The 11447-nt window shown below is 42.0% G+C and carries 18 protein-coding genes; 12 read left to right on the top strand and 6 right to left on the bottom strand.

Annotated features, from left to right (window positions below; all coding sequences use genetic code 11):
• The 3 genes from tnpA to Q366_RS18460 all read right to left on the bottom strand — a co-directional run.
• A partial coding sequence (gene tnpA / locus Q366_RS21435) for an IS66 family insertion sequence element accessory protein TnpA (protein ID WP_035240539.1) occupies positions 1 to 233 on the bottom strand: 233 nt, incomplete at its 3' end.
• Positions 234 to 325: 92 nt separating this feature from the next.
• Positions 326 to 1762 carry a hypothetical protein gene (locus tag Q366_RS18465; protein ID WP_035242051.1) on the bottom strand — a complete coding sequence of 479 codons (1437 nt, stop codon included), beginning with the start codon at positions 1760 to 1762 and terminating at the stop codon, positions 326 to 328.
• 166 nt (positions 1763 to 1928) lie between these two features.
• Positions 1929 to 2510 (bottom strand): tyrosine-type recombinase/integrase, encoded by a 582-nt coding sequence (locus Q366_RS18460; RefSeq protein WP_035242048.1) that lies wholly within the window; start codon positions 2508 to 2510, stop codon positions 1929 to 1931.
• 295 nt (positions 2511 to 2805) lie between these two features.
• Here Q366_RS18460 and Q366_RS18455 point away from each other — a divergent pair, with 295 nt between their 5' ends.
• The 4 genes from Q366_RS18455 (at position 2806) to Q366_RS18440 (ending at position 5328) form a co-directional block, all read left to right on the top strand.
• Positions 2806 to 3108, top strand: coding sequence for an HU family DNA-binding protein (locus Q366_RS18455; protein WP_035242047.1), 303 nt, complete (start codon positions 2806 to 2808; stop codon positions 3106 to 3108).
• 2 nt (positions 3109 to 3110) lie between these two features.
• Entirely contained in the window at positions 3111 to 3350 is a 240-nt protein-coding gene (locus tag Q366_RS18450) for a YheU family protein (RefSeq protein ID WP_035242046.1), read from the top strand.
• 347 nt (positions 3351 to 3697) lie between these two features.
• On the top strand, positions 3698 to 4510 hold the full coding sequence (locus Q366_RS22455; RefSeq protein WP_035242045.1) for an ion channel: 813 nt from the start codon (positions 3698 to 3700) through the stop codon (positions 4508 to 4510).
• 11 nt (positions 4511 to 4521) lie between these two features.
• A complete protein-coding gene (locus tag Q366_RS18440; protein WP_156968230.1) occupies positions 4522 to 5328 on the top strand; it encodes a hypothetical protein in 807 nt (268 codons plus the stop codon).
• Between the two features lie 257 nt (positions 5329 to 5585).
• Here the strand turns inward: Q366_RS18440 and Q366_RS22220 are convergent, their stop codons facing one another.
• A complete protein-coding gene (locus Q366_RS22220) occupies positions 5586 to 5711 on the bottom strand; it encodes a hypothetical protein (RefSeq protein WP_281175507.1) in 126 nt (41 codons plus the stop codon).
• Positions 5712 to 5987: 276 nt separating this feature from the next.
• On the opposite strand from Q366_RS22220, the gene Q366_RS18435 reads away from it, so the two are divergent.
• Genes Q366_RS18435 through Q366_RS18415 form a run of 6 tightly spaced genes read left to right on the top strand, consistent with a single transcriptional unit; the run spans position 5988 to position 8638 of the window.
• Complete coding sequence (locus Q366_RS18435) at positions 5988 to 6311, top strand: hypothetical protein (protein WP_035242041.1); 324 nt, start codon at positions 5988 to 5990, stop codon at positions 6309 to 6311.
• Positions 6308 to 6709, top strand: a complete 402-nt coding sequence (locus Q366_RS18430; RefSeq protein ID WP_035242039.1) for a hypothetical protein — start codon at positions 6308 to 6310, stop codon at positions 6707 to 6709. The genes Q366_RS18435 and Q366_RS18430 overlap by 4 nt, the downstream gene beginning before the upstream one ends.
• The gene (locus Q366_RS20545; RefSeq protein WP_051958155.1) at positions 6706 to 7719 is read left to right on the top strand and encodes a helix-turn-helix domain-containing protein; all 1014 of its coding nucleotides are present in this window, start codon (positions 6706 to 6708) and stop codon (positions 7717 to 7719) included. The genes Q366_RS18430 and Q366_RS20545 overlap by 4 nt, the downstream gene beginning before the upstream one ends.
• Before the next feature lie 2 nt (positions 7720 to 7721).
• The gene (locus Q366_RS18420; RefSeq protein ID WP_035242037.1) at positions 7722 to 8249 is read left to right on the top strand and encodes a hypothetical protein; all 528 of its coding nucleotides are present in this window, start codon (positions 7722 to 7724) and stop codon (positions 8247 to 8249) included.
• Entirely contained in the window at positions 8239 to 8364 is a 126-nt protein-coding gene (locus Q366_RS22215; RefSeq protein ID WP_281175506.1) for a hypothetical protein, read from the top strand. Before Q366_RS18420 ends, Q366_RS22215 begins: the two co-directional genes overlap by 11 nt.
• Complete coding sequence (locus Q366_RS18415; RefSeq protein ID WP_035242035.1) at positions 8354 to 8638, top strand: hypothetical protein; 285 nt, start codon at positions 8354 to 8356, stop codon at positions 8636 to 8638. Before Q366_RS22215 ends, Q366_RS18415 begins: the two co-directional genes overlap by 11 nt.
• A 158-nt stretch (positions 8639 to 8796) precedes the next feature.
• Here Q366_RS18415 and Q366_RS18410 read toward each other — a convergent pair whose 3' ends face one another.
• Together Q366_RS18410 and Q366_RS22450 are read right to left on the bottom strand one after the other, a co-directional pair.
• Positions 8797 to 9786: an ABC transporter substrate-binding protein gene (locus tag Q366_RS18410; protein WP_035242033.1), complete on the bottom strand. Its 990-nt coding sequence runs from the start codon at positions 9784 to 9786 to the stop codon at positions 8797 to 8799.
• Between the two features lie 126 nt (positions 9787 to 9912).
• Positions 9913 to 10392 carry an HXXEE domain-containing protein gene (locus tag Q366_RS22450; RefSeq protein WP_035242031.1) on the bottom strand — a complete coding sequence of 160 codons (480 nt, stop codon included), beginning with the start codon at positions 10390 to 10392 and terminating at the stop codon, positions 9913 to 9915.
• Positions 10393 to 10846: 454 nt separating this feature from the next.
• Between Q366_RS22450 and Q366_RS18400 the strand changes: the two genes are divergently transcribed.
• Together Q366_RS18400 and Q366_RS21830 are read left to right on the top strand one after the other, a co-directional pair.
• Positions 10847 to 11194 carry a YpsA SLOG family protein gene (locus Q366_RS18400; RefSeq protein WP_084691906.1) on the top strand — a complete coding sequence of 116 codons (348 nt, stop codon included), beginning with the start codon at positions 10847 to 10849 and terminating at the stop codon, positions 11192 to 11194.
• A gap of 64 nt (positions 11195 to 11258) precedes the next feature.
• Positions 11259 to 11447, top strand: a 189-nt coding sequence (locus tag Q366_RS21830) for a hypothetical protein (protein WP_211251897.1), incomplete at its 3' end; no start/stop codon positions are given.

Raw genomic sequence — 11447 nt, 5'->3', positions numbered from 1 at the left:
GACGCACTTGGCTCAGAGATGTTTATTGGAAGAAGGGCAAAGTTCATTTTTTCTTCCTTTTTAAAGAGTTTCCTTTTCCAGTATCCGAAACGATGGCGGGTCAAATCGTTCTGTCTACAATACTCAGCTTGACTGAGACCAGAATTTTTCCAATTATTCAAATGTTCTTGGTAAAATTCGCAAAGAATTGCCGGGGACTCCTGGCCGTTAATTGGGGTGATATTTTTTTTCATACTGGAGCAAGCATCCTTTTTATCTATTCGTTAAAAGATGGCCCACTATTTCATGAAAAACACCTCTCTGGAAGATGGGGTTTATAGAGCGCTTACTTTTCTTTTAACGACCCATCATCCTCTGATTCCTCTATATCATTGAATTGCTGATCAAGCATTCTATAAAAAACTTGTGTATCGGGCCTTGAAATCACTTGATAAATCCAAAGAAAACCTTTGCCACGCAGGCCACCGACTGATTTACCGCCATACACAATCTTCCAGCCCTCTCCTTCACGATACATTGCATACGGCACGTGATCTCGAAGGCCCTTATTAACAATTTTATACAGATCAACCAGATAGTTGTTTTTCAGTTTCCATACATCAGCATAGCAGAATTGGTTGGACTGGATTAGCTTTTCATATTCTTCCAGAAAATCAACAAGGTTCTCCCTTAAAAATTCTTGTGTATATTGTTTGGTTGAGTTCTCCTGAACCAGTTTTGCCATAGTGATGTGCTTTTCAAATTTTACACTGATTCGAGGGGGCAAACCTGGATCATCAATCTCATCAACAAAGAATTCCGGAAAAATTCTATTTTCGAAAGGATTTATTTCTGCCCAGAGGTAATTACAGGTATCAGCAGTTAAATTGCCAAGAGGATCTGGTCCCGAGGTTAAAATTTTTAGAAACTGTGCTGGAATAATGGGATCATTTGCAATCCGGTCTTGATTCTGGTCAATTATGTTGATCAACGCAGAAGAATCATTGATATGATTCTCTTCTAAAAGTTTTTCAACATTCAAATTATGTTCACGAGCATACGTTGTTAGGGTTTCTATCAATTGTGTATTTTCTTTTTCGTGATCAACCTTTGCCTGTTCAAAAGTTTTGCCCATGAAATAGTTGATCCCAAGGAGTGAATGGATCTGCTTAACCAGTTCAGTCCGATAATGATAGCGGGGGAAAATCCTGACGTGGTGTTCAGCCTCGTAATTCAGGCAATTCCCGATGTTTTTTTCATCAAACCAATAAACTGCTCTGAATGTGCTTATGGGATTGTTTGCATCACCGGCAAATGAACAATACTTGTCCTTTAGTTCTGGATTTTTTTCGACATGATCTATAATCTGGTCTGAGATGACTCTATCGTTTTCATTGGACGATCTAAAATAATCGATGTTCAATTCGTTTATGACCTCAGAATTCAGCATGAACGGGGATAAATAATTCAGGGTAGGTTCAAAACTGCTTTTAGGATAGACCAACATTTTTCCATTTTCACTTTCTGAGTATGATACAACCTCTATAAGTGAATTGGATAATCTGTCTTTAATTTTTAGAATGTCATTGTAGCTGGCGCTGTTGGTGACTGTCCTTTGGCATCGGGGACAGGTGAAGCCAATTATACCCTTTTCCGGTTTAACCAGAAAAAAGATACCATTCAGATAAATTGCCAGACGTAGGTTCGATTCGTTGAAGATTTGCCCACAATTTTTATGCGGACATTCAGGGGCCATTGTCACATCTAAGATGTTTTCATTCATAAGGCGAGCCTCACTCAATTGAAATTAATGCACGATACCATGTATGAAAACAAAGATTGCAACTAATGGCAAGAATTTTTAAAAATCCATCGTCCTTATCGTCCAAACGCCACGAGCATTGTGTTGATAGGCTTTGGACGATGGACGGTAAACATATACGATCAATTTATCCAATTTCATTCATCAGCAACTCGCACACCTCCCGGTCTTCGATGCCCAGGTACCGCATCGTAATGGCCGGGGATGAGTGGTTGTACCTCTTGCATAGGATCTCGAAACCTGCGCCATGTTGGGTACGTTGAAAATAGCCCCAGGTCTTCCGCAAAGTGTGTGCCCCGTACTGGCCTTTGAGATTGATGGCTGCTGTCCAAGACCTAACCAGCCTGCCGACGCTTTGACTGCTTATGTGGCCGCTGCCTTTCCGGGACTTGAACAAAAAATCATCCGGGGCTGGCTCAACCTCTGCCAGATATCCTTGTAACGCCTTATGCACAGCCTTGTTGATAACCAGCACATTGTTTTTGCCGGTTTTGGTTTCAATGATGTTGATCACGGTTCCTGGCTTTGCGCCTTCTATCTGACTGTATCTGATACGGACCAGGTCTTTTGCCCGTAGGCCGTTGTTAATTCCCATTACCCAAAGCAAATAATCCCTGGGCCTGGATTGCAACAGGCGGGAGATCGCTTTCACATTTTTGGCTTGGCGAATGGGTTCTACGGTTAAATTGGTGGTGCTGGTTCTGGACATGGCTGTCCCTCCTTCAATGTTGAGTTTGATATAAATTGGGCCACAAACTGGCCTTTCAAAACTGGTTGAATTTCATGAAATGGATGAAAGCCTTAAATGATATGGCTTTTATGATTTTATGAATGCTTACCTTTACTCAAAAGTGAGCATTGGGGTTTATACACGTATAGAAACGAAGTTTCCATATATGGAAAGTTGTAATGTCCGTATACGGACGGTCTAACTCCGAACTTGATAATTTCCCGAAAACCGGTAAAATCCCTCCATTTCAAAACCAATTACCCGGAGTAAACGATTGAACAAACTTGAACTGATTCAAACGGTTAAAGACAAAACAGGGTTAAGTAAGCAGGAAGCCATTGATTTGGTAAGGCTGTTCTTCGACAGCCTCACCGACGCTATGATCAACGGGGAACGGATTGAGATCCGGGGATTTTGTTCTTTCTTCAAGAAGGAATACGCTGGATACATCGACAGAAATCCAAAAACAGGGGAGAACGTCTCGGTGCCTGCAAAAAGATTGCCCTTCTTCAAACCGGGTAAAGAACTGCGGGAGAGAGTTGATTATCAGACCGATGCTACCAACCGGGCCAAATAAAAATGTCGGCTTTAATTATCCCGTGGGACCAATTGAGCCCGGAAGCTCTCCACGGTGTTGTTGAAGAATTTGTGACCAGAGATGGCACGGACTATGGTGAGGTTGAAATGCCTTTAGGCACCAAGATCGCTCAGGTGATGGCCCAACTCCGGTCCGGTAAGGCCGTTATCGTTTTTGACCAGGAAACAGATTCCGGTACTATTTTGAGAAGTGATGATCCTTTGGTTAAGGCACTGGGGTGAGCTTTAGGTGAGGTAGTGATGGGGATGCGGTTTTTGTTATGGGGAGCAATGTTTTGGGTAGTGGTGGGGGTACGGGGAGGGGGGAATTCCCCGTAATCATACCATCATTGTTGACCCTGGCATTTCTCATTTACCTCGTGGCTATAGCCGAATACCTAATCATTTTAAAAATCCATACTTGATGCAAGTATGGTTTACTTTTGAACGGGAAATTAAAAGTAACGAAGGTCCAATCTTAATTTTTAAATTCTATAATTATTTCGTTTTATTTATATGTTATATGATCAGTGCTTATTGATGCAGAATACCAAATCGATATTGTTAACATATTCACCCAAGAGGAACTCATGTCAGGACTTCCCAAAATAGACGTGAAAATTACTGATTTCATCTCAGTCGGTAACATAAAAAATAATTCAAAAATCGAACACCATTTTATTTTTTTTGATAAAATATCTTCTGAAAGAAATAGGCAGATTAAGCATGTTAACTTCCACGAATGTATATTCTCCTATGAACAAATAAAGCATTGGGATTTCCAGAAGTGTCATTTTGAAAACTGTCTTTTTAATGGTTCCCAAATTTATTCTTGTGAATTTCATAAATGTACTTTTTCAGAGTCTAGTTTTTACAAAGCTACCATTACATCGACGTATTTAAACCCCCGATCATTTAAGTACAGTAGAAAGTGGTATATAAAATGGTCCAATGTTAATACGTGGTGGTTTCAAGCTCTTTATCGAAATTCAAAAGATATGCATCAAGAAAAATTTGCAATGCATGCTGATAATAAATTTCGCTTCTACCTTCGATACCAGTATTTATTCGGGAAGGAAAAAAGACGGCTTAAATTTTTAAAAGGTCTAATTTATGATATTACCCTTGGAAATGGATACGGCATATGGAATTCATTAGTTCTAACAGTGATTTTTATTTTGATGTTTGCATTTGCTATAAATGGCCAAATTAGTACAAAAAATGCGGGTAATGTTATTGAATCTTTATATTTTGCTATAGTCTCATTTACAACTGTTGGGTATGGTGATTTATCGCCAGTAATGAACCAAGTCTCTCTGATCATAACTATGATCTTCCTTCTTCTATCTGTCATTTGGTGCTCCATTGTAACTGCTATTATAGTGAAACGGATAATCAAATAATGAGTTGCATCGTGATAAAATTCGGATCGGCTGCACGAGGCGATAAAAATATATGTAGCGATCAAGATTTCATTGGTATCCATTCCGAAGGATATAAAAAATTTCAATACTTAAAAAATAAATTTCCCAACATCTCCTTCTTGTCAGAATCAACAGTCAAGCGGATGAAAAACAAAGGAGCTCTATTCCTAACCCACTTGGATCTTGAGGGAATCCCTATCGAGGGTGACAAGGACATGTTAACTTTGATTAAAGGGTATAAACCGGCGTCTTTTGCTCTTAAGAATTCACTTTCATCAACAAAACATTTCTTCAATGAAATCCAATGGTTTCCCAACTCCACAATAGGAACACTTTGGTTATTAGATGTTTTATTTGTGGCTATCCGAAACTATATATATTGCCACAATGCAACACAGAATATTTATAAATTCAGCTATACAGAGGCGTTATATTCTTTTGGGGTCAACGAACAAATTATGGCAGATTTTCTTAAAATTCGGGACGGCAAGTATATTTTTCGCTCCCAACAAAAGGAGCCATCAAAACTTCTTCAAGTTGATTTACAAAATATTGAGAACGCATGTAGATTTATCTTCGGGGATTCGATGAAATTTAAATGCGGTGGGAAAACCAATTGGGAAAAAAGATGGAAATTTGATTATTGGGACGAAAGATTCATCGAAAGGGCAATTCTGAACGGGGAGAGTAAAAATAAGGTCTTTTGTTCGTTACTTAAAAACCATAATTACAACCGGAAACTATTTAAGAAAGCTATGAAAAAAATTGTGTTTGAAACCATCAATTTGGGGCATTAAAAGTTATCACGATTTTTCCCCGGCTCTGAATTTCGAAAAGTATTGTTAAAGATAGCATTTGAATTGCTGATAATTTTATAGAGAATATTAGGAATCTTACGGCGATGGCTATGTCTATTTATGAACGCCCAAGCCTTTATTGGATCGGGCGTTGACTTCTTTTGTTATTGAGGGCCTGGCATGCAAAATCCGGTAGATCAAACCGAGACGTTTGCAGAGAGGATTACTGTCAGAAAGAGGTCTGTTTTTTGGGTGAATCAAAACCCCCAATTTATATACCCCTCCCCATTGCCGGGATCACTGCCGACGTTTTCCAGGAAAACAAGCCCGGACCTGAGCACCAAAGGCAGTTGTGGATCATAATCCGGAAAAATATGAGCCACAAAATAATTCCTTGACACCATCCCACAGACCCGGCTAATGTAAATTATTCCTTGCAAATTCAGGGATGCCGGGTTGAGAGCCGGGAACTCAGGACGCGAAGAGGCGTCTACATTCTTATGTGAGCGCTTTTTTATATTCCATGCATACGCTTTTGGGCAGCATGGGGGATACCTTCGGGTATGCCGGTTTCCTGAGACCGGTCTCTCAACCCCTATGCTGCCCTTTTTGTTTTTGAGAGGACAAAAGGGTTTAATCAGAAATCTCAGGAGGCCCAAATGAAGTCGAATCAAAACCCCACCACGCCTATCAATAAAGGCACAACCCACAAACCCAACATTGATGATGTCTGCTTATCCCTGTGCAAAATTCGCGGAGTCGCAGAACTGTTTTCAACCATGCTTCCCGGTGAAATGCGGGAACTTGGCTGCGATGCCAGCGCCGGGATTTATGAAATCCTGAACAATGCTGCTGATGAGATCCAGACGATGGTCAACAACACCATTGCAGACTTAACCGCCGAAAACGAATCCAAGGCAAAAGCCCGGGAACATCAGGCCCGGAAACTTTATGGTATCCGGTGCGGGGAGGTGAGCAGATGAATAATTTTGATAAACACTATTTCGCCGAAAATGGGCCTGTTTATTGCTATGAGGATTTAAAAAAGGCCCGTCAAAAGCTAAAAGAGCGAGAGGACAAACTCAAAAAAGAACGAGAGGAAGAAAAAACCGTCACAATTAACAATAAAAATGATTTGTTATTTTCACTGGCAAGGCAATCATGTATGCAGACAGACCATTACCTTTTTATGAGTTCGATGCGTGATATTGCGGACATTGAAAAGGATCTTGTTATGGGTAAATGCAATGCTTTGATGGAAAGAATCTTAGAACTGGAATCTCAAATATCCACTCAGGTCCAACCGAAAAAAAGAATAACTCCCATTTACCTAACCAACAACGTGATCCAATTCCCGGGAGAAAGGAGGGTGGCCCAATGATTATCAGAACGGAAAAAAAAGCCAACTACACAAGATTGTCGAATGAATTCCTCCTGGACGAAACCATTTCCGATAAGGCCCGGGGAACCCTTGCCCGCCTGTTGTCAAGACCGGACAAGTGGAACCTGAACGTCAATTACCTGGTGAAAACCGGCAAGGATGGCCACACGGCCATAAGGTCCGCGATCCGTGAACTTGAAGAGGCCGGATATATCCAGAGAGAAGTTTCCAGGCATGAGAACGGGCGGATAATTGGAGTTGAGTATATCATCCATGAAAACCGGGTTAAACCCTGCGGGGATCGACCGGCACCAGAGCAACGGACGTATTCCTGCGAGGGAACAGACCTCCAAGCGATGCCTGATAATGAGAATGAAACCTCCTTGCCGGGCCAAGAACCGGAATCAATCCCCATAGCGGCACAGACCACGGTGCCCCCAGAACCGGAACCCGAGGTCAAGGAAAGCCAGGTCCAGGGAGCCCATATTGAGGTTGCCGACATTACGGAAAACCACATGCGGGAAACCGTAATCAAGGAAACCGCTCCTATAATAAATACTGATATTAAACAAATACTGAGGGTAACAACGACTACTACGCCGGAACCGGTACCGGTACCGGCCATCTGTGATCAGGCCATGCCGTTGCCGTCGTCGTGTCCCTCCAATGCCATTTTAAATCTTATCCCTGAGAAACACAAAAGCCCCATGGTGGTCACCTTTGTGAACAAGGCTATTGTTGACTATCCGGAACGAGAGGTTGAGGAGGCCATTACCTATGCCGCCGTGAATGTCCGTGGCGGGAGTATGCAATTTAAGGCATACCTGGACAAGACCCTGCAGAACAAATGGGCTGAGGGATATCTTGAGACCCGGCAGAATCAGCAGGGATTGTCAACATGGTTACCCAGGGGTAGATTCCCAAACGGTACTATTACGGGCTCCAAACGGATGGATAGTAACTACATGGCTGCCGCACAATTTTTAACCGAAATGGGTGTGGAGGTGTAGCCATGGATAAACAAGATTTGAAACGATTCACGGAAATCATGATGGCTGTTGCGGAAAACTACCCGGGGACGACATTCACCAGCAACGGCTTGAAACTACGATTTGAAGCCCTGAAAGAATTCTCCATTGACCAGGTGTCCGAAGCCGCAGTTAAGCTTATCAGGACTCATAAATACAATTCCATGCCCACCACTGCCGATATTATCGACACTATGGGCGGCGGAGTCAGCGTGAAAGACCGGGCAGAGATCGAGGCAGGAAAGGTCCTTGATCACCTGCGCAGGTACGGCAAGGGGATTATCCCTGAGTTTGAAGACCCCGTAACCAGGCATTTGATGTCAACCAGGTGGAGGTACGGCTCCTGGGCGGCATATGTCATCGAATCAGATTTAAAGTGGTGGCACAAGGATTTTGTCCGGGCTTATCAAGCGCATTCTGCCGATGTTGATATCGTAGCTTGTCTGCCAGGACTTAAACAGCTTGCCGGGCAGATCGGCCATTGGGGAAAGGAGGCCACCTATGCCATTTAAGAAAAAAATAGCCGATGAATTCCGGCAAAATGAACGACCAGATCTCAAGGGCGGCGTGGTTGTGATTTTTGGCAACGATGTGGCCGGTTGGATGGAGGTAGGCGATGCAAATTAAAGCTGATTTCACCAGAGAACAATTGTTAGAAGATGGAGACCCCTTATTTGAGACCTGCCGCCCGCTTGAAAAGCTAAAAGCTGTTGCAAGCCTGCTATTCGGCTATGCTAAAAGCTCTTTGGGAATGAATGAAAGCACCATAGAAGGTATTTCAAATATAATCGAGGATGCAGTGGAAGAAGTTGAATACCTGATTGATATTTCCAATGAGCAACAGCAGCGTGACCGGGAAAGATTGAAGGCGGCCAATATCTTGCAGTCGATGAACTCATAGCTAATCCCATTCACAAGCCCCTGGTGGTATGCACTGCCAAGGGCTTGTGAATGGAAAAACGGAAGTGAGGTTATTAATGTATCTGAATCTTTGGAAATCAGGATTATGTTTTATTAAATTGATTCTGGTGTTCCATCGCGTAGTGGTGGCGAAACCTGTTATAGCGACAACGGACGGATAATACTCACCCTTTTTGGATCTACCTCTTCCAGAAGAGAATAGTCTACCATTTCAAGATAATTCCTCGGGATTTTGCGTTCGACAATATTATTGTCCAGTGCCCATTGCTCTATACCTTCCAGTTCATTAAAAATCGACTGGTCCAGACTGAGGTGATAATTCATTTCATGCCGGACAGTTTGTGCCATATCCTTAATATCATAACCCTTGGTTTTTGCCATGATTTCAATACTTTCTTCCATATGTGCTTTCATGAATTCTTCGCCTTTAAGAATAGCCCTCAACAACCCTTTGGCCTGTTCACGGTGCTGTGCCAACCATGCTCGGTGCACTATCAACTGTTGAGTCTTCCTGTAAATGGCCGGGTTCTGAAAAATCACATAATCATTTCCAAGAATCTTTTTTGTTTCCGCAATGGGTACTCCATGCCACATTGCGGCATCGGCTAGTCCGCGTTCAATGATGCCTGGAATCTCTTTTTTACCACCAAACACCAGTTCAACATCATCTAAGGTCAATCCGTAGAACAACAGAAACCTCTCAAGGTAAAAATGGGCAAAACTGGCCTGGGTCACAGCGATTTTTTTACCTTTCAGATCCGAAACCTTGGTGATACCCGCGCTTTTTCTGGCAATCAGTTTCATCTGGTTGTCAGAATAGGAAAGCGTCCCGATAATCACATGGTCAGACGGGTTGAGATTCGACTGGACAATACGAAGGCAGGTGTTACACATTACATCGGCTTTTCCTTGCACATATGCCTGGAATATCTGTTGCCCCCCAGTCATGGATAATGTCGTCGCTTTGAGCCCCTGTTCCTTGAAAAAACCTTTTTCCTGGGCAATGACCACCGATCCGGTCATTGCGCCCCAACCCGTTGCAATGGTTAAAGGTGGCTGTTCCGCCATGGCGGGTTGGAAATAAAACGAAACTACGGTAAAAAGAAATACAGAAATAAATGCTTTCATGACTCTTCTCCTTTTCTGAGTTTAGATGGATAATAACACCAGCATCACCCGCTTTACCCAGAGCGTAGTGAGCGTAGCGAACGGAACGGCGGGGAAAGTCGAGTGTATGCATTTGTTATGTCAATTTCAACTAGATAAAACGTCAAGGTATATGAAACCATAATGACAAATTGCGCCAAGAAAAAATGATGATACCAATTCATTTATTCTCAAACGTTTTTCTTTTAACATTATCCGTAATAAAAACAGTGAAAAAGGTAAATAAATAAACATGCTACTCAATATACCTGGGGAATATTTTTTGAAAAATAATGTCCCCCCAATATGAAAAAATGCATTATTAAGAATCAAGCCAAAAACCCATGAAGTTACTAAGAATGCTGTTATTCGATTTTGTATTTTGAAAGCAATAAATGATATTGACACTGAAGCAACAAACATTAACAAATTATTGCGATGGAAATTAGTTGTAGTGAAATGAGGGGAAATATTCACATTTACCCAATGCACAAAACCAAATGATTCTTCAAGCATGTGTATTGCGTAGACGATAGGAATAATGAAAATAAGATGATATGTACAAAATATTTTTTTCAGATTATTCATTGTTAAATTATTTAGTTTCCTTATTCTTGATGACATAACAATACAATGAGTGGTTTCCGTTTATCTTTCATGCCCACCGATCTAACGGGATAACATGAATATTTTGAATGTTATACGGATATAAATAATTCCCCGCCCGAATCAATTTTATTGAAGATTAACCATCACCGACGATGAAAAAGCAAGACTAAATTTAATATATTAATTTCTGGGGCCAGCCTGCGGGAGATTGGCCGGACTGTTGCCGCTGAGGTTGAAAAGTATTTTGAGACTAAAATCAATCCCAGGACAATTGAAAAAAAGGCCTTGATCATTCTTTGGGTCAATTTTGATTATTGAATCATGAATGCTTGTCGAAACACCTTTAACGGCAATGGTTTCTGAATTTGAACATTGAGCCCCGTATGGTATCCTGCTGGGGGCTTTTACACACAATAATTGGAGAACAAATCAGATGATAAAGAAAGTAATCTCAGGAGGTCAGACCGGTACAGACATCGCCGGGGTTGATGCGGCAATGTCGTGTGGTGTTCCCTATGGCGGCTGGCTGCCGAAGGGAAGAAAGACAGAAAAAGGGCCGCTATCTCGAAGATATACGGAGTTTCAGATCATGAACCGGGGAGGCTACCCAAAGAGGACAGAACAGAACATTATTGATTCTGATGGTACGGTTGTTTTCAGTTTCGGGACACTAACCGGGGGATCTGCTTTGACTCGCCGGTTATGTCAAAAATATGGCCGGCCTTTTCTCTACGTTGACCTCAATGTCATAAAGTTAACTGAGTGCGGACTCAAAAAATGATGGAAAAAATCGCTAAAATGGTCCAGAAAAGTGATGGAAAAAGAGAGGAGCCCCCTCACGTTTCTTGGCCGATGCGTTGATGGAGGGCTCCTGCCACATTAAACCAATGGCGGGAACCATGATATCATTAGACTTGCTTACTCAACAATCGTTATTTTCTCTTCTTCATGAAATCGACTTAGATCTGGCGAAACAAACCAAAGAACGCAGCTGCCCTACTGTGAAGGGCCATTGCACTATGCCAATTACCGGC

The sequence above is a fragment of the Desulfobacter vibrioformis DSM 8776 genome, from assembly GCF_000745975.1.
In the GTDB taxonomy this organism is placed as follows: Bacteria; Desulfobacterota; Desulfobacteria; order Desulfobacterales; family Desulfobacteraceae; genus Desulfobacter; species Desulfobacter vibrioformis.
This window is presented reverse-complemented; position numbering and strand designations above follow the sequence as displayed.